This is a genomic window from Brevibacillus sp. DP1.3A, assembly GCF_013284245.2.
Classification (GTDB): Bacteria; Bacillota; Bacilli; order Brevibacillales; family Brevibacillaceae; genus Brevibacillus.
In genome coordinates this window covers 1,222,242-1,243,271 of record NZ_CP085876.1, presented here as the reverse complement: position 1 = coordinate 1,243,271, position 21,030 = coordinate 1,222,242, and the positions used below count along the sequence as shown (strand labels likewise).

Below are 21,030 nucleotides of genomic sequence, written 5' to 3'. Positions count from 1 at the left end.
GTCATGGCCAAAATTTACACTTCTTACACGGACATCGTGGCTGATATTCACGATGGAGCCACTTTATTAGTGGGCGGCTTCGGACTGGTAGGAATTCCAGAGAATCTGATTATCGCCCTGCGGGACAAAGCAGTGAAAAACTTGACAGTCGTCTCAAATAACTGTGGGGTAGATGATTGGGGACTCGGTCTCCTTTTACGCGAAAAGCAAATCAAAAAAATGGTCTCCTCTTATGTGGGAGAAAATAAGGAATTCGAACGTCAATTTCTGTCGGGTGAGCTCGAAGTCGAATTGACGCCACAAGGGACGCTGGCGGAGAGAATTCGTGCAGGCGGAGCTGGTATTCCAGCATTCTATACCCCAGCTGGAGTTGGCACACCTATCGCTGAAGGACGGGAAACGCGTGATTTCGCAGGGAAAGAGTACCTGCTTGAGTATGGCATCACGGGTGATTTCGCACTGATCAAAGCGTGGAAGGCTGACAAGATGGGCAATCTCGTCTTCCGCAAAACAGCCCAAAACTTCAATCCGATGATGGCAACAGCCGGAAAAATCACCATCGTCGAAGTGGAAGAAATCGTAGAGACAGGTGAACTGGACCCTGAGCATATTCACACACCAAGTGTCTATGTGCAACGTGTGATACAGGCACCTTCGTTCGAAAAACGCATCGAACGACGCACTATCCGCTCGTAAGTAGCAAAAGCGAGAACCGGATTACATTCAAGGGAGGAAAACACAGATGTCGCTTACACGTGAGCAAATCGCCACTCGTGCCGCCGAGGAAATAGAAGATGGCTTTTACGTAAACTTGGGGATTGGAATGCCCACGCTCGTCGCCAACTACATCTCGGAAGGAAAAACGGTTGTTCTACAATCGGAAAACGGCTTGCTTGGAATTGGCCCTTACCCGACAGAGGAAAACCTCGATCCTGATCTAATCAACGCCGGAAAAGAAACCGTTACGGCTATTCCAGGTGCGGCCTACTTCTCCAGTGCTGAATCGTTTGCGATGATTCGCGGCGGCCATATCGACCTCGCTATTTTGGGCGCGATGGAGGTTTCTGCTGCGGGTGATCTCGCAAACTGGATGATTCCTGGAAAAATGGTCAAGGGCATGGGTGGTGCCATGGATCTCGTCCACGGCGCGAAAAAAATCGTCGTCATCATGGATCATGTCAACAAGCATGGTGAGACAAAAATCTTGAATGAATGTGCTCTGCCACTTACCGGCAAGAAGGTTGTCAACCGTATCATTACGGACAGAGCTGTCATGGACGTCACACCAGATGGGCTCGTCCTCGTCGAAGTAGCAGAAGGCTATACAGCGGAAGATATCCAAGCCTGCACACAACCTACGCTAGTTATCTCTCCAGAACTGAAAACAATTGGGCTGTAACCTATTTTTCAGGTACAGAACCCCCGTTAGTAAATAGCCGACTTCATCGCAGCTGCGTGAAGTCGCTTTTTCTTTCCTTTTTTTGCTTAGTGTGGGCACACTTGCGCGGTCGCCTCCCTCTCACCTTTTCGTATATAATATGGATGATCCATCAAATTTCCCAGTATCTGAGAGGAAGAGATTCCATGTCAGGAACAGTCGGTTGCTTACTCATCCATGGATTTGCCGGAGACATCAACGACATACTCCCACTCGCCAAAAAGCTCCGCGAAGCTGGCTATCAGGTGGAATGCCCTACCTTGGAGGGACATGGGACTACTCGTCGACACATGGCAAAAAGCACCCGCCACGACTGGCTTCGCTCGGCAGAAGAAGGCTACAAGCGACTGTCCATGCGCGCTGACACCATCGTGGTTATCGGATTTTCCATGGGGGGACTGCTCGCCTTTCACTTGACGACGAAATACCCCGTCGCCCTGCTGATTACCATCAATACCCCTTATAAATATTGGGATGTCAAAGAGGCGATGCACTATTTGCGTGAGGATTTCTCTACCCACTCCAAACGCTACATACATGGCATCGGCAGAATCCCTATTAGCAGTATGCTGCAATTTCGCAGGCTATTGGCAGAAACGAAGCCGCTTTTGTCTCAAATTAAGACCCCTTACTTCCTGCTGCAAGCAAGGCGAGACGACACTGTACACGCCGTGAGCGCACAAATACTCGCAACCAGCGTAGACGAATCGGCCTCCCCGCAAATCACCTGGTACGAGCATTCGAACCATATGCTGCTGCACGGTCCGGACAAGGAGGCAGCCATTGCTTACGTCATGACAACTATTAAGAAGCGCTTTCCATCTTGATCAGCTTTGGTCGGCCCAACCATACAAGTCCGACCAGAAGCAAGATGATCGCTATTCCGGTGTACATTGGACCCAAACCAACCTGTTCATCCAGCCAGAAGGCTAAGAGCGGCCCCAGCGCTGCGCCCAGGTCACTTACAACTGAGTATTGTGTCATTACTGCTTGGCTGTTCGCCTGTTTTGCAGCTTCATCTGCCGCAAGGGTATCCATCACGGTCGTAATAATCGTTGCGGTCAGCTGGATGCCGAATAAAATCGCAAACCATAGAACAAGCGAAGACGCTGCCTGCAACGCGGCAAACAGAACGGAGGCGACTAGCAATGTCCCGATGAATAGATTCGTCCGGCCATGCCTGTCCGACAATTTGCCTACCAATGGGGCCGCCCACGGCTCCCACCCCCAGCGAATGCCTTGGATCACACTTGCAATCACCGCTGCCCCCAGCACGACTCCGCCAATCATGATAAGCGGTTCGCGTACTTCGATCACTCTGCTTAACGTGGAGGTAAACACCCCCTGGTACACCATCGTGACGAGCAATGCCGTCGTCAGCGTCAACAGTACCTGCGCCTGACTCCACAAGCGTTTTCCTGTATCCATCTGCTTCACGTCTGCCGGATGCTGACTGGTAAAGGAAGGACGTATATAGCGAAAAACAAGAATGAATGCAAACAAGGTAGGTACCACAAGTGCGATGGAGGCAACAGAAAGCCCGTACCAAGAGGCCAGCAGCGCTCCAACCAGCATGCCGCCAAGACTGCCCAATCGATACAGTCCGTTGTACAAGCCCATGAGCTGCCCACGATTATGCCCTTCGGAAACGGTCACGATTAAGGAAAACGCACCTAGTCTTAAAAATGTCCAAGCGACTCCCCACAAGCATCGCATCACAAGCCACAGCCAAAAGCCTTCCAAGCTGTACGAAAGTGTCGTCAGAAAGGCCAACACCACTGCCACAATCAAACCCGTGCGTCCGCCCGAGCGCTCATACCATTTTCCAACAAGGGGGCCGAGTGGTACACGGATGAAACGGTTCACCGCAAGCAATACCCCCACTTCCCACAGCGATGTTAACCCCGCCTCCTTCCAGAAAAGAGGAAGCACCACATACAGCATCGAATCTCCTATCATGCATAATGCTGTTATCAGTGCGACTGCCACGACTTGTGTCTTTCCGCTGACTTCTCTCATCTCCTGATCCTTCTCTCTACCCGTTTTCTGCCTTTCTGAGGTATACCTTACGCGCAATCACTCATCATATCTAATACATCTTTATCTATTACTCATAAACAAAAGTTATGAATCGAGGTACAGGATGAACTTACATGCACTCCGCATTTTCGTAGAAGTAGCGTCACGACGCAGTGTCACCGAAGCAGCAATCGCACTCTCGATCAGCCAGCCTGCTGTAAGTGCCCAAATCCGCAAGCTCGAAAATGAATTGGGAATTACTTTGCTCATCCCGGATGGCCGTGGTATTTCTCTTACCTATGAGGGGCGCTTTCTTTTTGAAAAAGCACGCCGCATTTACGACTGGGAACGCGAAATCGAATCACAGCTAACAGAAATCAAGCAAGGGAAGAAGGGACGGCTACGGATTGCTTCTACCTATCTCCCCTCCCATTATCTCGTGCCACAGTGGCTCGCTCAGTACAAGCGCGATTATGAAGGAGTCGATGTGGAAATTCGCACCCGTAATTCCATGCAGTCCATTGAACTGCTTCTTAGCTGTGAGGTCGATGTGGCCGTTATTCTCAAGGAATCGTGGGATGAGCTGCCTATCAAGCGGTATCATTTGATGGATGTACCCTATTGGTTTATTTTGCCAGCCCAGCATCCGCTTGCAGGCAAAGAGATTCGTATGGAGCAACTCGTGGAGGAACCATTTTTGTTGCGGGAGCAAGGCAGTTCTACCCGCGATTGGCTTTTTGCCCTCTGTCGCGAACATGGTGTGAAACGTCCACAGGTCGGTATTCAGTATCACGGTCTGGTCGAATCTATCCACTCCGTTCGCGCGGGATATGGGACGATGTTGGCTCCTGCTCTAGCCGTTAGGGAAATGGTAGAACAGGGTGAGGTCGGTCGTGTAACCGTGTCAGGGGTAGAGATCAAGCGTCCCTTGTATGTCTGCACGCGTGACGATGAGACAGACCAGCGGCCTGTTGTTGCTCAGTTTCTGGAGTTGATCAAGCGTGAGAGATCTTCGTGAGTGCAGCCTTCTTCCAGAAAACACGCAAAAAAAGAGGCTTTTCCTCAAAAGGAATAGCCTCTTCTTATACGCAATGCTTATGGGAACACAATCGTCTTGTTGCCGTACACCAGCACCCGATCCTCCAGATGCCAACGAACTGCACGTGCAAGCACCGTACGCTCCACCTGACGTCCCAGCTGCTTCAATGCCTCGACGTCTTCCTGATGCGATACACGTTGAACGTCTTGCTCGATGATTGGACCTGCGTCCAGCTCTTCCGTGACGTAATGCGCAGTCGCTCCGATCAGCTTCACTCCACGACGATACGCCTGCTCGTAAGGCTTCGCTCCCACAAAGGCTGGGAGGAAGGAATGGTGGATATTGATAATCCGCATCGCATAGTCCTCCAAAAAGCGCGGGGACAAAATCTGCATATAGCGAGCCAGAACGATCAGATCAACACCCTCCGCCGCTGCAATCTGCTCTTCTTCTGCCTGCGGCTTATTATCCTTCGTGACTGGAATGCAACGATACGGAATACCGAAGGACTCGACAGTCTCCTGCATGTCAGGATGGTTGCTGACAACAACCGCGATATCCGCGAACAGCTCCCCGGACTTCCAACGCCATAACAACTCTAATAGACAGTGATCTTCTTTGGAAACAAACAACGCGACCTTCTTACGCTTGTTTGCTTCGACCAAGGACCATTCCATGCCAAAGCTCTCGGCTACAGGGCTGAATGCTTCCTTGATCTCTTCACAGCGCTCGTCCAGATTAATGAGATCGAATTCAATGCGCATGAAGAACCGGCCTGTTTCCGGATCGGTCGTGTACTGGTCAGATTGAACAATGTTGGCTCCTTGTTGGAACAAGAAGTTCGACACCGCCGCGACGATACCCGCGCGGTCCGGGCAAGAAATCAGCATGCGCGCACGATCTTTGTTTTTCTCTCGATACGCGAGCCATTCTCTCTCTGATAACAATTGCATGGTTTACTCTCCTCCATAATAAAAAACAGCAAAAAGTTGTTTGCAATTATACCATTCCCTGAAGGGATTTCTATACCCAAATGGAGAGAAAAATGTTCACTTATCGATAAAAATTTTTAGATAGAGTGATTTCCAATCCCGTTTAGCAAAATATCTACGGTCAAGGCGATTTGCTCGTCATCGCTGAATTGCGTAAATTCATCGGTATCCAAAACTTGCCGGAACAAAACGAGCCCGATCATCGAGGACAGGATCGCCCGAAAGACAGCCTGTGTCGGGAGCGGACGCAATTCGCCTACCTCTACCTTTGCCTCGATCAGCTTATTTGCCATCTCCTTCACACCCGTAAAAACCGTAGCGATCAGTGCTTCTCTGATTTCGTCATGGAAAAAGGCTTCTTGCAACAAAATGCGAATATGCTTTTCATTCGCCAGCACCAGGTCGATCCGGTTTCGGTACAGCTCTGTCACGATTTGGGAGAATGTTTTTTTATTCTGCTCTTTGAAGATCTCACGGACATCCTTCAAGATAAACGGCGCCGCGAATTTGACCAATACAGGTGCTACGACAGCGAGTAAAATATCCTTTTTCGATTTGTAGTGGCGAAAAATCGTTCCCTCTGCCACTCCTGCTTCTTTGGCAATTTCAGAGGTTGAGCTGGCATGAAAGCCTTTTTCGGCGAATAGCTTCACTGATGCACGCAAAATATTGCGCTGCTTCTCCGTCATCTCACTCTCGTCTTTCAACTCTTCTACATATTGCAACAGGCCTTCTACAAATGTTGGCGGCTTGTTCATCCTTCTATTACGCTCCTCTTATTCGATCTTCTTGCGGAATCGCAGGATAGCGACGGTCAGGATCAAGAGACAAAAACTGCTCATTCCGACGACATCCTTCCAGAGCGCATCCATGTCCACGCCCTTTAAGAAAATTCCTCGCAAGATTTCCAGAAAATAGGTCAACGGGACGAGCCCGCCTAACCATTGTATCACGAGCGGCATCGAATCGCGCGGGAACATAAAGCCGGAAAGAAGCACGCTAGGCAGGATAAAGGCGAATGCCATTTGCATCGCTTGCAGCTGGGTCTTTGCCACCGTAGAAATGAAAATGCCCAAGAGAAGCGTCGTCACCAAAAACAAGACAGACAAAGTCACCAGAAGCGAAATACTACCTTTGACAGGGACCCCAAACCAATACGTTCCAACCAATAGCACCAGACAAAACGAAAAGAGACCTACGCCTACATATGGGGTAATTTTGCCGAGCATCAGCTCCAATGGGCGTATCGGAGTCACGATTAACTGCTCCATTGTTCCTCGCTCCTTTTCACGTACGAGGGAAAACGCCGTCAGAATCATCGTGACGTTTTGCATAATCAAGCCAATCAAACCGGGAATATTGAAGACAATACTCTCCATATTGGGGTTAAACAACACGCGTGTATCCAAGCCAAGTGGCTGTTCTAGCTCCCCCAAGCCTTGTTTTTGCAGCTTTATTTCCTGCAACGTGATCGCTCGATGTTGAACGATCAACTGAGCTTGAGAAGTGGCAGTCCGGGCGATATTCGGATCAGAACCATTAATGAGCATTTGCACGTCTACCGGCTCGTTGCGATCACGCTTGCGGGTGTAGTCTGGCCCGATAATGAGCGCGACATTTACGGAGCCATCGTCTAACATGGCTTCGATCTCCTCGTAGCCACTTACATGGGCTGCCACCTCGAATACACGCGTATTGACGAACTGATCCACCAGCTCTCGGCTGGCAGCAGAGGGGCTTTGATTCCAGACTGCCATCTGGATGTCATTCACGTCTGTATTGACAGCATATCCGAACAAAAACAACAGCATCAGCGGCATGACCAATGCAATCGCCAGACTTGGACGATCCCGCTTGATTTGGATGACTTCCTTCTTCACGACAGACCAGTAACGCTCCCAGACAAAATGCCTCATCGGACTCCCTCCTCCGCCGCCTGTCTGGCTTCCTCCTGCCTAACCAGATCGATGAAGACATCCTCCAGATGGCCTACTCCCATACGATCAATCAACTCTTGTGGAGTGCCTTCCGCAAGCAGATTGCCGAAAAAGATAAAGCCGATCCAATCGCATGTCTGCGCCTCATCCATGTAGTGTGTGGTCACCAGCACGGTGATCCCCTGTCTCGCCAGCTCATGAATAACGTCCCAAAAAATCCGGCGGGAAACAGGATCGACTCCTGCTGTCGGTTCGTCCAAAATCAACAGCTCCGGCTTGTGCAAAAGAGCGCAGGAGAGCGCGAGGCGTTGCTTCCATCCCCCTGACAGCGATCCCGCAAGCTGCTTTTCCCTGCCTGTCAGGCCTGCCATCTCAATCAGTTCCGCTTTCCGCTGCTTTCGTTCTACACTGTTTAATTGATAAACCCCGGCATAAAAATCTAGATTCTCTTCCACTGTCAAATCTTCATACAGGCTGAACTTTTGCGACATATATCCGATCCGTTGCTTAATTTCCTCGCTCTGTGTCATGACATCGAAGCCAAGAACCGTCCCCTTTCCCGTCGTCGGGGTCAACAAACCACAAAGCATCCGGATGGTGGTCGATTTCCCTGAGCCATTCGGGCCCAAAAAACCGTAAATCGAACCTCGCGGAACTGTCAGAGTCAAGCTGTTCACAGCTACTCGATCACCGAAACGCTTCGTCAACTGCTCGCATTGGACGGCGGCGTTCATTGACCTCCCTCCTCGTCTGTCAGCAGCACATCAGCAGGCATACCTGGTTTAATTTTGTCGAGTCCATCTGTGATGTGTATCGTAACAGCGAACACAAGCTTGGTGCGTTCATCCGGCGTCTGTACATTTTTCGGCGTGAACTCTGCTTTTTCCGAGATGCGACTGATCGTTCCCGTAAACGTCTCTTCAGGATAGGCATCCACCTTGATGCCAACCTCTTGCCCTTTTTTCACCCGATTCAATTGTGCTTCCGGGATGTACACGACGAGCTCAAGCTGATCTGGCTTCATCATCGTAAACAAGGTGGCGCCTGTTTTGGCTACTTCCCCCTGTTCGATAGAGGAGCGCAAGAGAGTACCATCGTCTGTTGCCGTAATCTGGGCCTTTTCCACCTGCAATAAGGCTTGATCCAGTTTCGCTTTCGCCTGCTGCTGGGTGGCGAGCAGTGCCCGAATCGCGTAATCGGTACTTCCTTCCTTCACCTGATCGAGATCCGCCTGCGCTCCGGCTTGCGCGGCTTGGGCTGTACCGATTTGGGCCGCAGCAGCAGCGATGTCTCCTTGTGCAGAACGGTACTGTGCCTGTGTCTGAGCTACTTGTGCCGCCCATTGATCTGCCTGCGTTTTTGCCTGGTTCACTGCTTCTTTTTGCGCATCGAGGTCTTTGGCAGAGATCGCTCCTTTTTCGAAGAGCGTTGTTGATTCCTCGAGTCTTTTTTGTTGATACAAAAGGGTCTGCTGCGCCCCCTGCCATTGCGATTCTGCCTGTGTCATCTGCTCAGCAGCACGTGCTTTTCCTGCTTCCGCCTGATTTTTTCTCGCGTGTGCCAGTTGGATATTCGCATTGGCCTGCTGGACGTTGGCAATGCTTCTTTGGATCGTCGTGTCGCGTGAACCTGCTCTCGCCTCTTCCAGCCTGGCTGTCGCTTGGTCCAGTGCTGCCTGCGCTTCTGCCACAGTAATTTGGTAGCTTCGTTTATCGATTTGGGCCAGCACTTGTCCTTTTTTTACTGCACTTCCCTCTTCTATCGTAACGTTTGTAACCAATCCGCCTACTTCAGCTACGATCGGCAGCTCGATGGCCTCGATTGTGCCGGACAGAGACGGATGATTTTCGGATGTCCAATTGCAGCCCGACAATGCCAGTAACAGTCCCCCGATACAAATAGAGCGAACAACTGGTTTCATAAACGCTTCCCCCTAGCTACATAATCGAGTGAGTAATCACTTTCTTTTATGATGAAAAAACAAGCCACAGAATCAGGCTCGAGAAGACCTTTTTAGATTAGCGAGTGATTACTCACTTTTACTTGTGAGTATATGCTCCTCTTTTACGAAATGCAATTCCTTTTTCTAAAAAGCGCAATTGAAAAGAAATCCTATCTGATTATTCATGCTATGATGAATACAAGCTAGACCACGTCCTTTGGCATCGGGTATCAGATACCATCGGGATGGAAAGGATTAGGAGCATCGGGTTTTTAACTACTATTTAGGGAGTGAAAAATGTCTATGATGATTAGCAAAGTCGGTCAAATCATGCTGTATGTCAATAACCAGGATCAAGCAGTGAACTTTTGGACCGAAAAACTAGGGTTCCGTGTTGTTTCAGAAGAGAAGAACGGTGAAATGAGATGGATTGAAATTGCTCCCGCTCAAGGCGCTGAAACAAGCATCGTTCTACACAATAAGGAATTTGTTGCGAAAATGTCGCCCGGAATGAATCTTGGCACTCCTTCGCTCCTGCTCTTTTCGGAAAATATCGAGGAATTGCGTAACGACCTCATGAATAAAAATGTGAAGGTTGGAGACATTGTTACGATGCCTTCGGGCCGCGTCTTTAACTTCGCAGACGATGAAGAAAATTACTTTGCTGTGCTGGAGAAAAAGTAAATACAAGGAGGCGGCTGACTTGAATGGTCGGCCGCCTTTTGTTTCACGCTTTTGTTTCATGCTTTTGTTTCATGCCTCTTTAATCGAACTTTAATTTGGACAGTGCGTCTTTCAACGCTGAGTTGATTCCTTCGTCCTGCTCCTTGTCTTGCCCCTTCAAATACTTGGATACTTCTTTCTTCGAAACCTTGCTGCCCTTTTCCTTGTCGCGACGCTCCTGGAAGGTCTTCAGTTTTTCCTTGTGCCCACACGCGCAGACAAAGGTTTGTCCTTCCCCTTCTCCGCGCAGCTCCAATCTTTTGTGGCATTTTGGACATCTGGCATTGGTCTGCTTGGCAATGCTTTTGCGATAGCCGCATTCCCGATCCTGGCACACCTGCATTTTGCCGCGCTTTCCATTTACCTCCAGCAAAAACTTATTGCACTCCGGGCACCTGCTTCTGGTCAGGTTGTCGTGCCGGAAAGTCTGATCGCTGTTCTTGATCTGTTGGACGACTTCTTTTGCGTACGATTTCATCTCTTCGATAAACGCTCGCTTGTTCAAGCTGCCCTTGGCGATGGCACCGAGCTTTTGCTCCCATTGAGCGGTCAAGGTCGGCGACTGCATTTCATCTGGGACGAGCTCTAGCAATTGCTTGGCTTTTGCGGTGACAAAAATATGCTTGCCGCGCTTCTCTAGCAAAAAGCTGTTGAACAGCTTCTCGATCACATCCGCGCGGGTTGCAACCGTACCAAGTCCGCCCGTTTCCCCAATCGTTTTGATCAAATCCTTGCTCTCGTTCGCCATGTATTTCGCCGGGTTTTCCATCGCTGTCAGCAGACTCGCTTCCGTAAATGGCTCTGGCGGCTTCGTCTCTCCCTTGGTCTGGGATACTGACTGGATGTGCAGACGATCTCCTTTTGCAAGTGTAGGCAGGATTTGTTCCTTTACGCCGTCCTTCGCGTCGTCTTCTTCTACATCGTGGTCATACGCCTCTCTCCAGCCTTGGGCGAGCACGGTTTTTCCTTTTGCCAGGAACGTTTCATTCCCGATTTTCGCCTGGATGGTCGTTTGCTCATATTCGAAGGCAGGCAGCAGAACGGCCAGGAAGCGCTTCACGATGAGGTCGAAAATCTTGCGTTCCTTATCGCTCAAATCACCGAGAAAAACAGCTTGCTCCGTCGGGATGATCGCATGGTGGTCCGATACTTTGCTGTCATCTACGAACGATTTGTTCGCTTTGATCGGCGCACGCAGGATTCTGGCCGCGAGGGGCGCATATGGCTTCATTTGGACAGCCTTGATACGATCCGGCAGCGTCTCGACGATATCAGCAGAGAGATAGCGAGAGTCCGTTCGTGGGTACGTCACTGCCTTGTGATGCTCATATAGCCCCTGCATGATGGACAGTGTCTGCTTTGGTGAGTAGCCAAACATCCGGTTGGCATCCCTTTGCAGCTCCGTCAAATCGTACAGCTGTGGAGCATACGTCTTTTTGTGTGCACGAGTAATCTCGATGACTTCTGCGTTTTTCTCCTGTTTGAGAGCGCCTATTAGCTGATCCGCTTTCTCCTTGGAAAACGTTTTGAAATCCTTCGTTTGCTGATCTTGCCATTGGAGCTGAATCGGACCTTGTGCCACCGCAGACAGCCCATAAAATGGCTTGGGCGTAAAGCGACGAATCTCCTCTTCTCGCGATGCTACAATGGCGAGTGTTGGCGTTTGGACACGACCGCATGAGAGCTGGGCGTTATGCTTGCACGTCAAAGCGCGGGTGGCATTGATTCCTACGAGCCAGTCAGCTTCTGCACGAGCAGCGGCGGAGGCAAACAAGTTTTCATAGTTTTTGCCGTCCTTCAGATTGCGGAAGCCTTCGCGGATCGCCTTATCTGTCACCGAGGAAATCCACAGACGCTTGATTGGTTTATTCACGTGAACCAGCTCGAGAATCCACCGGGCAACGAGCTCTCCTTCACGCCCTGCATCCGTCGCAATGACGATCTGCCCGACATCGTTGCGTCTCAATTGTTGTTTGACGACCTGGAATTGCCTGTTGCTTTCCTTGATCACGACCAAGCGCAATGGGGACGGCATAATCGGCAAATCCTCGATTCGCCACGAGCTGAATTGCTGCCCGTACGCTTCAGGATCAGCGAGAGTGACCAAATGCCCCAGCGCCCACGTTACAATATATTTATCTCCTTCAAAAAAGCCATTTCCTTTTTTGTGACACTGCAATACTTTGGCAATGTCGCGTCCAACCGAAGGCTTTTCTGCCAGTACAACTGTTTTACTCATGTACGACATCCTTTCAAACCAATTCAACTATCTGTATCCATTGTAAACAAAAAAGCAGGAAGAAGGGGCTTAGAAATATTTCGAGAAAAAAAGTTTTAGACTCTTAGGGTGATGAAACGCTAACGGGCAAGCTCACGCGATGTGTTGGAAAAAACTTCAAAGTGCTCCTTGACCATTACGTAACGTAACGGTTTATAGTGAAGTTACCGGTGAAACGCTAGCGATCAAGAAAGGGGCTGATCATGAAACGACATTGGAAAGTCGGAGAACTTGCGAAAATAGCGGGAATTACGATACGAACTTTACGTTTTTACGATCAGATAGGCTTGTTTTCGCCATCCGACTATTCGCCATCCGGATACAGACTCTACACCGAAAAGGACATTTCACGCCTACAGCAAATTTTGTCCTTAAAGGAGTTGGGTCTATCGCTGGAGCAGATTAAAGCCGTTATGGCCGGAGACCAACTCAGCCTGTCAGACATTGTTACCATTCAAATAGACAGCCTGAAAGAAAGTATCCGCATGCAGCAGAAACTCTTGCATGAGCTTGAGAATGTATCGAGTCGGATGCAAAGGAACGAACCGTTTACCGTTGAGCATTTCATGAACATCATACGGACGATGAGAATGAAGCATGAGAAATTTTTCGCCGAGAGAAAATCGAGTATGGATCGCCACCTCGACCGACTTGGTGAATATTTAGATGAGCATCCGGAAGAACCATGACAAGGAGGTTTCAACTGTGAGTGAAAGATCAGCCAAACATTCCACATTTGTCATCGAAAGGAACTATAAGCATTCCCCTGCCCATGTATTCGCTGCATGGGCGGGTCAAGCAGCCAAAGCTAGTTGGTTTCCTAAAGCCGACGAGTTCGACTTCCGCGTCGGCGGCCGCGAATTCAATCGCGGTGGTCCGCCTGGGGGACCCGTTTACACATTCGATGCCTGCTATCAGGAAATCGTTCAGAATAGGCGAATTGTATACTCATACACGCTGGACATGGAGGACAAGCGGATGTCTGTCTCCGTGACGACGGTGGAATTCGATTCCGTAGACGGCGGTACGCGCTTGATCTATACCGAGCAGGGCGTTTTTCTGGATGGTCTCGATACGCCTGAACAGCGTGAGCACGGAACAAAGGTGATGTTGGATCGGCTCGGAGAGGTTCTGGACGCCCAATGAAAGCTGTTGCGTTTGAATCGAGTAAACGAGCCGGTTTGAACGAATGGATTGGACTTGCCGTGCTTTCATTGCCTGCACTGCTCGTTACGATAGACTTGTCCGTCATGATTCTCGCACTTCCTCACATAAGCCTCTCTATCGGCGCTGACAGTACAGAACAGCTCTGGATCATGGACATATACGGCTTCATGCTCTCGGGGTTTCTGATCACGATGGGCTCGCTCGGAGATCGACTCGGCCGCCGAAAGCTGCTGATGTTCGGCGCAGCGGCATTCGGTTCGGCTTCGGTGTTGGCCGCTTACTCCAGCACCTCTGGCATGCTGATTGCAGCACGGGCGCTGCTCGGCATAGCCGGGGCGACGGTATCGCCTTCGTCCCTGGCTTTAATCAGCAATATGTTCCGTGATCATAAGCAGCGCTCCCTCGCCATAGGCATATGGTTTATGTGCTCGATGGGAGGCATGGCGCTTGGCCCAGTAGTCGGCGGGATGATGCTGGAGCATTTTTCATGGGGTTCGATTTTTCTACTCGGCGTTCCAGTCATGGCGCTGCTGTTGTTGACTGCATCCCATCTTCTGCCCGAATATCGGGATCCCGCACCTGGTCATTTGGATATGACTAGCGTCATGCTGTCGATGTGCACCATTCTACCGGCAATATACGGCCTAAAGGAAATCGCTAAGCAAGGTCTACAGATCTTGCCGCTCATTACCATCGCGGCTGGAGTTGTTTTCGGGATGTTATTCGTAAGACGGCAGCAACGGTTGGACAGTCCGCTAATGGATTTGCGCCTATTCGCAAACCCCTCCTTCAGCACAGCACTGGGCGGCTTGTTCGGTATCACTTTGACAGGCGCTTCCATGCTCTTCATCGCACAGCATCTTCAATTCGTGGAAGGACTATCGCCGCTTGCGGCAGCGATGTGCATGCTCCCGGGAGTGGTTGCGTCGATGGCAGGCATGCTGTTGTCGCCGATCATCGCTCGGCGGGTTCGACCGTCACTCCTTATCGGGGCAGGCCTTGCCGTCTCGGCGACTGGTTGTATTCTACTGTCCCAGGTAGGAGCGGGAACCGGACTCTCTACCCTGATCGTCGGTTATATCTTTTTTAATGTGGGAGTAGCCCCGTTTGCGAGCTTATCCAGCGATCTAATTATCGGCTCGGCCCCACCTGCGAAAGCGGGTTCGGCAGCGTCCTTGCTGCAAACGAGCGGTGAATTCGCATTCGCACTTGGTATCGCTGTATTAGGCAGCATCGGAACATACGTGTACCGCACTCAAATTGCCAGCTTCATACCGAGAGATGTTACGACGTTAACAGCCGCAGCCTCCCGCGAAAGTCTGGCTGGGGCAGTCTCGGCAGCTAAAGCATTACCCGAACCAATTGGTTCAACACTTCTTCATGGCGCCCAGAAAGCATTTACCGACGGCATGCATACTGTTGTGGCCGTTAGCGGCGGGCTCATGATCGCTATCGCCATACTCACCGTGATCAAGCTTCGGCATATCCCCCCCATCGGGCAGAAAACGCCAGGTGAGATGTAATGATCCGCGGCAGTCTAGGACTGAACTGCACCCCGTCAAGTAGACAGTACAAATAATAAAAATTTAGGCGGCCTTGGTCCTGAACTCCATCGGACTGAGGCCGTTTAGTTTTGCTTGTAATCGTTCGTTATTGTAAAAGTGGATATAGGCCTTAATATCTCTCTCAAGTTCCTCAAAAGTATGGTACGTGTGCAAATAGTACTTCTCACATTTGAGGGTCCCCCAAAAAGATTCCATTGGGCCGTTATCGATACATCGTCCCACACTGGACATGCTCTGGATTATGTTGTTGTCATCCAAAAGTTTCTTAAAGCCCAAGGAGGTGTATTGGTAGCCTCGGTCGCTATGAAGCATAGGGCTGCTTCCTGGTGCTGCCTGCAAGGCCCGTTTCAACGTCTGGAATACAAGTGGATTGTTATTGGAACGCCCTAATACATAGGCGACGATGGATTTATCATGAAGGTCGAGAATAGCGCTTAAATACGCTTTCTGGCCGTTACCGTACTTGAATTCCGTTACATCGGTGAGCCACTTTTCATTCGGTGCATCGGCATGGAATTTACGGTTTAGTAGGTTTTCCGCCACCTGTTGCGGCGTGGCGTTTGTGTACTTCTTTTTCTTTCTCCGGATAACAGACTGGATTCCCATTACCTTCATTAACCGTTCTACGCGCTTATGGTTAATGGTTTTTCTGGTTTGTTTTCGCATATGCAGGGTTAATTGACGGTATCCAAAGGTGTGCTCCACTTTCTCATAGATGGTCATCATCACCTGGGTAAACTTCTCATTCTCCATCTCTCGAGCACTGGGTTTGCGATTTAGCCACTTGTAATAGCTTGAGCGTGCAATTCCTGCAATTTTACATAGGAGTTGAACGCTAATTGACGCATCCTTTTGAAGCGCTTGGATGGCAAGGTAAATTGTTTCCTGCCGTGTCTGATTTAGCGTCGCCTTCTTTCTAGCTCCTCTAACTTTTTTAAGAATGCATTTTCCGCCCGAAGTCGCTCAATTTCGTACTCCATCTTCTTCATCTTGAGTTTCTGTTGATCGGCCTCTGTTAACTCCTCCGGAGTTTTCTTTCTCCCTCGGCCATCCTTTAGCGCATCCTGACCGCCATCTTCGAACTTCTTCACCCATTGGTATACTTGCTGGTAGGAGACCTGAAAATGTTCAGCTGTCTTTTGGTAATTATGTCCATGTGCCAAACAATACTGCACAATCTCAATCCGTTCTTGCCAAGTCGTAGAGCGACCCTTTGTCATAGCTTTTGCTTCCCCTTTATAGGCTTTTAAGCTGCTATGACCATTATACTTGTTGATCCAATTAAAAAGCTGTCTCGTGCTAGCAATCTTGTATTTATCGATGATCTGGTACTGAGACAATCCCCCCTCAAGGTAATCCTTTACCGCTCGGAGCTTAAGCTCAGCACTATAGCGTTGAAGATGCGTACGACGCTCTAACCCTTCATATCCATACATCTTGTACCGACGCTGCCATTTCATTAAAGTCGTCTTGTTAATCTCATATTTCTTCGCAGCTGCCAGGAAACCAATTTCCCCATTTGATACTTCTTCGAGAATGGCGAGTTTCTCGAAAGCATTATATTTACCTCTAGACACGAAAAAGCTCCCCTCACAATAGCAAGCTTTTTATTATTTCGCCTGTCTACCGTATGGGGAGCATATCAGACTTTATTTTCTTGTCCTAGGCTGCGGCTGTCTCTTTTATCAGGATCTGTCTCCTACCTGCTCCCCACGACAAATCTGCGCTATGGCTCCCGGCTGGTCAAAGTTTAACACGTGCAGCGGTAATTGGTGGTCTCTGGCCAAAATCATTGCGGCCTGATCCATGACACGCAAATCCCTTCTGACCACCTTTCAAACCTAGTCAAACATCCCTGTAACGATTGTAAACAAAAAAGCCGTAGGGTGGGGGAAATTGGATTCAGTAATGAATGAAAAAAGGCCGTCTCTGGAATAGAAACAACCCTTCTATCTTTACATTTCACCCTTGAATTTCACTCTTCACTGATTTCTTCTACTCAAACTCTGTTGAAATATCACCTAATTCTAGATCAATTGGTTCTGGTAGAGTTGGTTCTGGATTCTCAGGAATGGACCCTCCATTAGATGGGGTGCCTGTTGAAAACGCGGAAAAATATTTATAGCTTTCATTCCCTGATGTATCCTTAACTGCTCCTTGGACTACCGCTAAGTAGTACTCTGCATTATTTTTTAAAGGTGCATTCGGTTGGATCGTTACAGTATCATTATTGACGATAAAAGTTGCAGGAACCTCCGCAGCATTTTCATCCATTAATAGGAATTCGTTTGTTCCACTTTTCACTTTGCGATCATACTGAATTGTAATCACCGCATTTACATCCACTTTTGTTTCCTCTTCATACGGCTTTACATCGATTACTATAGGCGCTTCGTTGTTGCTGGTCACAAACTGAGATAAATACTTATCGATCGATTTAGTAGAATCAGTGGTACTTACACTTGCTCCTTTGTCGATCTCGATCGCATATTTCGTATTTGATTCCAAAGTCTTGTCAGGACGAATATAGATTGTGTTATTTTTAATCTCCAATTTTCCGCTGACTGGTGATTTTCCTTCAACCTTATAGAGAGATACTACCGTTGACGGATCATTGTCAAAAGCAATTGGCATCGAGAATGTTAGCGCAGGTTGAATGTTTGTAGGAACATCTGTCTGCGCAATAATAGGATTAGAAACTGTTACGAACACATCCCCAGGTTTTGGATAACTGATTAGGTTGTCGGAAATATACGTGCTATCGAGTTGGTATTCACTTTTAAATTGCGCGTCAATTCCCTCTAGCTGCTCATCATCAAGGAACTGATTCGGTACACCAAGCTCTTCTTGTTCCGATTTAGCTGATACGTTGTTGCTGTTTAGCGTTAGACTGAACATGAGTGTTACTGCGAGTAAGGCTTGAAATATACTCTTCATACTTCTCCTCCTAAATGGTTTGTTTGTTCATAAAAATCGTATTTTATTTTTTAGGCGTAACATACAGTTTTTTACACGAAATAAAAACATGGTTATTTTGGACTAGGATCTCTTTCATCCATCGTGACCTTCCTAAATTAGAAAACTCGGAGCAAGCTCTGGGCCTCCGTCTCCACTCTAAAAGCGGTACGTCGACAAAAAAAAGAACGAAAGCAACAACCGCCTTCGTTCTTTCATATGTTTAATGAAAAAAAATTCGGAAAGTCAAAGTCATCCCGTTTGCCCGCCAAAATATTTCGTAATAAAAGATCAGCGGTCTCGGAGGCAAACTGGTGATCCTCGCTCGTGATAACGCCTTTTTTCAATGCCTCATCGAGCTCATCCTGATCGAGCAGATATACTTCTCCTGTCGGCAGTACCACGATGTCGAGGTACAAATCGTCATACCAGATATGCCCGTTCTCATCCTTGCCATGTCCCCTACAAATATCGATATACCATTGCACGGTATTCCCTAACTCATCCATCATTTTCGTAACGGCATAAGCTTGACCATGGGGAAAATATTGCAAGTACACATATCCTCTATCGCCCACACACAGAGTTTTGTCCCCGACAGGCATGTAGGCAGGCTCACTTACTTCGTCCAGTGACAGGCGGACAGTGTACCCAGAGAAAGATAAAGATTCTACCCATTTTTGCTGGTAGCCCAATCGCTTTACACGTCTCCAACCAGGTCGATCTGCTCGTTTTCGCTTCATAGCCTGCTCTCCCTCGTCGTTTTGGTTGCTTTTACTCTACCATGAATTGGATTTCTTTGTCAGATAGCAAACAAAGACATGCTCACGAAGAACATGCCTAAACGGATTAACCTGCCATTTATGTTTGGGAGGAGTCGTCTTTTGTTGCCAATCGACTGTGTTTGCGCCCATATAGGAAATAGACGATCGCTCCGACCGACAGCCAACCGAGAAAACCGAACTTGGTCAGCGTAGGCAGGTTGAAAACGAGATATCCGCAAAAGAGAACCGAGAGCAAGGGAACAAGCGGAACAAATGGGACGCGAAAAGCCCGCGGTAATTGCGGATGAGTGCGGCGCAATACTACTAGCCCAATCGAGACCAAAATAAAAGCAAACAGCGTTCCGATGTTGGTGAGCTGGGCCAAGCTAGAGAGGGGCAATAATCCACCGAAGGTTGCTACCAATGCTGCCACGACGAGCGTGCTCTTTTGTGGAACCTGTGTGCGGGGATGTACGTGCGAGAAGAGCTCGGGGAGCAAGCCATCTCGACTCATTGCAAAAAACAACCGTGCCTGTCCATACATCATGACTAACAAAACTGTCGTGATCCCGACGATAGCTCCCAACGAAATGAAACCTGCTACCCAGTTCTGATTGACATAGGTGAGCGCAAACGCGACCGGATTTTTGACATTTAACAATTTGTACGGAACAATCCCTGTCAATGTCAGTGAGACTGCAATATACAAAATCGTGCAGACGAGTAAGGACGAGATGATCCCGATTGGCATGTCGCGCTGGGGATTGCGCACTTCTTCGGCCGCACTGGACACCGCATCAAATCCGATAAAAGCAAAAAACACCGTTGCGGCACCAGTCGCTACACCCGCAAAACCAAACGGCATGAATGGACTCCAGTTTTCCGGTTTGACATACATGACTCCAACGACGAGGAACAGGACAACTACCGCTATTTTTATCAACACCATGATGGTATTCAAGCTGGCTGACTCTCTCGTTCCCTTCATCAACAAAGCTGTAATGATGACAATGATGAGGACCGCAGGTAGATCGATGATCGTTCCTTTTGATGCATCAAACGCACTCGTGAGCGCATGCGGCAAGTAGATGTTAAACCCGGCTAGCAATCCCTGAGCATACCCCGACCATCCGCTTGCCACCGCAGCACAAGCCACTCCGTATTCGAGAATCAAGTCCCACCCGATCATCCACGCAACAAATTCGCCAAATGCCGCATAGCTGTATGTATAAGCGCTTCCCGACACCGGAACAGTCGAAGCAAATTCCGCATAGCAGAGCGCGGCAAACACACAGGCCAGTGCCGCAATAACAAAAGACAAAACAAGTGCCGGTCCAGCGTGCAAGGCTGCGGCAACGCCCGTTAACACAAAAATCCCTGTTCCCATGATCGCGCCGATGCCCAGCATCGTCAGGTCAAAAGCACCTAATGACTTTTTGAGAGAGCTCTCGTTTTTATCCACCTGCTCCAGCATTTGCGCAATTGACTTTTTCCTCAGCAATTGATTTTTCCATGACATCATGTGCGACCTCCCAAGCGGGTCATTCACTTCCAACCGTGATTGAAAACAGTTGGAGTATGATCCGTTTGGAGGAAAATTATGCATGTGTGCAGCATGGATCGGATTTTGTCAGGGCTACCTGCGTGTTAATCCGCGCCCAATGACATTGGCGGAAACAGGAGTAATCCCGAGCTCTCTTGCCCAAACAGACAACTGCCCCATGTGATGAATCTCGTGAGCGATGACATGGCGAAGCAGCTCCCCCTTCGTGTACACTTCATCATCCCAGGCGACCTTTACTGATTCGTTCTCCATCTCCGCTGACCAATTCTCGATGAAATCACGCAATTCTACGCGCCACGTATCCGATAGTTCTTTTACCTTTTCCAGCGTCTTGTACGCTTCGTATGCCACCTGAATATCCGGCTTTCCCTGCACGCCCCGAAGCCAGCTATACTCGACGTCAGCAATGTGAAACAAGGTATACAAAATCGTGCCAGCCCCACCTGTACGCTCGCGTAGCAATTCTTCTGGTGTAAGCTGCTTACACCATTCCATCCACTCGTCCCGTACTTGCCAGTTATACTGGAAAAACTTCTTCATTGCGTTCACCCTTTGTTTGATGATTATGTAGATTAGGAAAATTTTAACTCAGTATAGCACATACGTTCCCATTCCGTACAACCATTAGTGGTTGTCTTCTAAGCGTA

The 21,030-nt window shown here is 49.0% G+C and carries 21 protein-coding genes and 1 pseudogene; 8 read left to right on the top strand and 14 right to left on the bottom strand.

The features are described 5' to 3' along the window. The first annotated feature begins 3 nt into the window (after nt 1-3). From HP399_RS05600 to HP399_RS05590, 3 genes are all read left to right on the top strand, one after another. Entirely contained in the window at nt 4-696 is a 693-nt protein-coding gene (locus HP399_RS05600) for a CoA transferase subunit A (protein ID WP_173616667.1), read from the top strand. A 46-nt stretch (nt 697-742) separates the two neighbouring features. Next, nucleotides 743-1,399, top strand: coding sequence for a CoA transferase subunit B (locus HP399_RS05595; protein ID WP_173616668.1), 657 nt, complete (start codon nt 743-745; stop codon nt 1,397-1,399). A 101-nt stretch (nt 1,400-1,500) separates the two neighbouring features. Beyond that, nucleotides 1,501-2,265: an alpha/beta hydrolase gene (locus HP399_RS05590; RefSeq protein WP_173616669.1), complete on the top strand. Its 765-nt coding sequence runs from the start codon at nt 1,501-1,503 to the stop codon at nt 2,263-2,265. Here HP399_RS05590 and HP399_RS05585 read toward each other — a convergent pair. After that, nucleotides 2,243-3,457, bottom strand: coding sequence for an MFS transporter (locus HP399_RS05585; RefSeq protein ID WP_173616670.1), 1,215 nt, complete (start codon nt 3,455-3,457; stop codon nt 2,243-2,245). The two genes, HP399_RS05590 and HP399_RS05585, sit on opposite strands and share 23 nt — an antisense overlap. Nucleotides 3,458-3,581: 124 nt before the next feature. Here HP399_RS05585 and HP399_RS05580 point away from each other — a divergent pair, with 124 nt between their 5' ends. Next, nucleotides 3,582-4,475 (top strand): LysR family transcriptional regulator, encoded by an 894-nt coding sequence (locus HP399_RS05580; RefSeq protein WP_173616671.1) that lies wholly within the window; start codon nt 3,582-3,584, stop codon nt 4,473-4,475. Nucleotides 4,476-4,552: 77 nt separating this feature from the next. Here the strand turns inward: HP399_RS05580 and purU are convergent, their stop codons facing one another. The 5 genes from purU to HP399_RS05555 form a co-directional block, all read right to left on the bottom strand. After that, nucleotides 4,553-5,449, bottom strand: a complete 897-nt coding sequence (purU, locus tag HP399_RS05575; protein WP_048034680.1) for a formyltetrahydrofolate deformylase — start codon at nt 5,447-5,449, stop codon at nt 4,553-4,555. A gap of 116 nt (nt 5,450-5,565) precedes the next feature. Continuing rightward, nucleotides 5,566-6,246 (bottom strand): TetR/AcrR family transcriptional regulator, encoded by a 681-nt coding sequence (locus tag HP399_RS05570; RefSeq protein WP_007728114.1) that lies wholly within the window; start codon nt 6,244-6,246, stop codon nt 5,566-5,568. Between the two features lie 18 nt (nt 6,247-6,264). Beyond that, nucleotides 6,265-7,404 carry an ABC transporter permease gene (locus HP399_RS05565; RefSeq protein ID WP_173616672.1) on the bottom strand — a complete coding sequence of 380 codons (1,140 nt, stop codon included), beginning with the start codon at nt 7,402-7,404 and terminating at the stop codon, nt 6,265-6,267. Beyond that, entirely contained in the window at nt 7,401-8,159 is a 759-nt protein-coding gene (locus HP399_RS05560; protein ID WP_173616673.1) for an ABC transporter ATP-binding protein, read from the bottom strand. Before HP399_RS05560 ends, HP399_RS05565 begins: the two co-directional genes overlap by 4 nt. Continuing rightward, nucleotides 8,156-9,346, bottom strand: a complete 1,191-nt coding sequence (locus tag HP399_RS05555) for an HlyD family secretion protein (RefSeq protein ID WP_173616674.1) — start codon at nt 9,344-9,346, stop codon at nt 8,156-8,158. The genes HP399_RS05560 and HP399_RS05555 overlap by 4 nt, the downstream gene beginning before the upstream one ends. Nucleotides 9,347-9,673: 327 nt before the next feature. Between HP399_RS05555 and HP399_RS05550 the strand changes: the two genes are divergently transcribed. Next, complete coding sequence (locus HP399_RS05550) at nt 9,674-10,051, top strand: VOC family protein (protein WP_173617000.1); 378 nt, start codon at nt 9,674-9,676, stop codon at nt 10,049-10,051. A 79-nt stretch (nt 10,052-10,130) separates the two neighbouring features. Here the strand turns inward: HP399_RS05550 and HP399_RS05545 are convergent, their stop codons facing one another. Further along, a complete protein-coding gene (locus tag HP399_RS05545) occupies nt 10,131-12,329 on the bottom strand; it encodes a DNA topoisomerase III (protein WP_173616675.1) in 2,199 nt (732 codons plus the stop codon). A gap of 242 nt (nt 12,330-12,571) precedes the next feature. On the opposite strand from HP399_RS05545, the gene HP399_RS05540 reads away from it, so the two are divergent. Genes HP399_RS05540 through HP399_RS05530 form a run of 3 tightly spaced genes read left to right on the top strand, consistent with a single transcriptional unit; the run spans nt 12,572 to nt 15,058 of the window. Beyond that, nucleotides 12,572-13,057 carry a MerR family transcriptional regulator gene (locus HP399_RS05540; protein WP_173616676.1) on the top strand — a complete coding sequence of 162 codons (486 nt, stop codon included), beginning with the start codon at nt 12,572-12,574 and terminating at the stop codon, nt 13,055-13,057. A 16-nt stretch (nt 13,058-13,073) separates the two neighbouring features. After that, entirely contained in the window at nt 13,074-13,514 is a 441-nt protein-coding gene (locus HP399_RS05535; protein WP_173616677.1) for an SRPBCC family protein, read from the top strand. Next, on the top strand, nt 13,511-15,058 hold the full coding sequence (locus HP399_RS05530) for an MFS transporter (RefSeq protein WP_173616678.1): 1,548 nt from the start codon (nt 13,511-13,513) through the stop codon (nt 15,056-15,058). Before HP399_RS05535 ends, HP399_RS05530 begins: the two co-directional genes overlap by 4 nt. Nucleotides 15,059-15,121: 63 nt before the next feature. Here HP399_RS05530 and HP399_RS05525 read toward each other — a convergent pair whose 3' ends face one another. The 7 genes and pseudogenes from HP399_RS05525 to HP399_RS05495 form a co-directional block, all read right to left on the bottom strand. Further along, nucleotides 15,122-16,042, bottom strand: coding sequence for an IS3 family transposase (locus HP399_RS05525; RefSeq protein WP_173617001.1), 921 nt, complete (start codon nt 16,040-16,042; stop codon nt 15,122-15,124). Beyond that, nucleotides 16,000-16,677, bottom strand: a complete 678-nt coding sequence (locus tag HP399_RS05520) for a helix-turn-helix domain-containing protein (RefSeq protein WP_173616679.1) — start codon at nt 16,675-16,677, stop codon at nt 16,000-16,002. The genes HP399_RS05525 and HP399_RS05520 overlap by 43 nt, the downstream gene beginning before the upstream one ends. Nucleotides 16,678-16,785: 108 nt before the next feature. Next, a pseudogene (pyrH, locus tag HP399_RS05515) lies at nt 16,786-16,932 on the bottom strand (UMP kinase); the annotation flags it as partial. 163 nt (nt 16,933-17,095) lie between these two features. Then, a complete protein-coding gene (locus HP399_RS05510; RefSeq protein ID WP_173616680.1) occupies nt 17,096-18,037 on the bottom strand; it encodes an Ig-like domain-containing domain in 942 nt (313 codons plus the stop codon). A gap of 233 nt (nt 18,038-18,270) precedes the next feature. Continuing rightward, nucleotides 18,271-18,798, bottom strand: coding sequence for a ribonuclease FAU-1 family protein (locus tag HP399_RS05505; protein ID WP_173616681.1), 528 nt, complete (start codon nt 18,796-18,798; stop codon nt 18,271-18,273). 118 nt (nt 18,799-18,916) lie between these two features. After that, the gene (locus HP399_RS05500) at nt 18,917-20,338 is read right to left on the bottom strand and encodes a branched-chain amino acid transporter BcaP (protein ID WP_304502544.1); all 1,422 of its coding nucleotides are present in this window, start codon (nt 20,336-20,338) and stop codon (nt 18,917-18,919) included. Nucleotides 20,339-20,455: 117 nt separating this feature from the next. Continuing rightward, complete coding sequence (locus HP399_RS05495; RefSeq protein WP_173616682.1) at nt 20,456-20,923, bottom strand: DinB family protein; 468 nt, start codon at nt 20,921-20,923, stop codon at nt 20,456-20,458. Nucleotides 20,924-21,030 lie beyond the last annotated feature (107 nt).

Coding starts and splice junctions, on each gene's coding strand:
- HP399_RS05495 (WP_173616682.1), bottom strand. CDS start 20,923: ATGAAGAAGTTTTTCCAGTATAACTGGCAAGTACGGGACGAGTGGATG.
- HP399_RS05545 (WP_173616675.1), bottom strand. CDS start 12,329: ATGAGTAAAACAGTTGTACTGGCAGAAAAGCCTTCGGTTGGACGCGAC.
- HP399_RS05585 (WP_173616670.1), bottom strand. CDS start 3,457: ATGAGAGAAGTCAGCGGAAAGACACAAGTCGTGGCAGTCGCACTGATA.
- HP399_RS05530 (WP_173616678.1), top strand. CDS start 13,511: ATGAAAGCTGTTGCGTTTGAATCGAGTAAACGAGCCGGTTTGAACGAA.
- HP399_RS05570 (WP_007728114.1), bottom strand. CDS start 6,246: ATGAACAAGCCGCCAACATTTGTAGAAGGCCTGTTGCAATATGTAGAA.
- HP399_RS05565 (WP_173616672.1), bottom strand. CDS start 7,404: ATGAGGCATTTTGTCTGGGAGCGTTACTGGTCTGTCGTGAAGAAGGAA.
- HP399_RS05555 (WP_173616674.1), bottom strand. CDS start 9,346: ATGAAACCAGTTGTTCGCTCTATTTGTATCGGGGGACTGTTACTGGCA.
- HP399_RS05560 (WP_173616673.1), bottom strand. CDS start 8,159: ATGAACGCCGCCGTCCAATGCGAGCAGTTGACGAAGCGTTTCGGTGAT.
- HP399_RS05595 (WP_173616668.1), top strand. CDS start 743: ATGTCGCTTACACGTGAGCAAATCGCCACTCGTGCCGCCGAGGAAATA.
- HP399_RS05550 (WP_173617000.1), top strand. CDS start 9,674: ATGATTAGCAAAGTCGGTCAAATCATGCTGTATGTCAATAACCAGGAT.
- purU (WP_048034680.1), bottom strand. CDS start 5,449: ATGCAATTGTTATCAGAGAGAGAATGGCTCGCGTATCGAGAGAAAAAC.
- HP399_RS05505 (WP_173616681.1), bottom strand. CDS start 18,798: ATGAAGCGAAAACGAGCAGATCGACCTGGTTGGAGACGTGTAAAGCGA.
- HP399_RS05500 (WP_304502544.1), bottom strand. CDS start 20,338: ATGTCATGGAAAAATCAATTGCTGAGGAAAAAGTCAATTGCGCAAATG.
- HP399_RS05580 (WP_173616671.1), top strand. CDS start 3,582: ATGAACTTACATGCACTCCGCATTTTCGTAGAAGTAGCGTCACGACGC.
- HP399_RS05600 (WP_173616667.1), top strand. CDS start 4: ATGGCCAAAATTTACACTTCTTACACGGACATCGTGGCTGATATTCAC.
- HP399_RS05540 (WP_173616676.1), top strand. CDS start 12,572: ATGAAACGACATTGGAAAGTCGGAGAACTTGCGAAAATAGCGGGAATT.
- HP399_RS05510 (WP_173616680.1), bottom strand. CDS start 18,037: ATGAAGAGTATATTTCAAGCCTTACTCGCAGTAACACTCATGTTCAGT.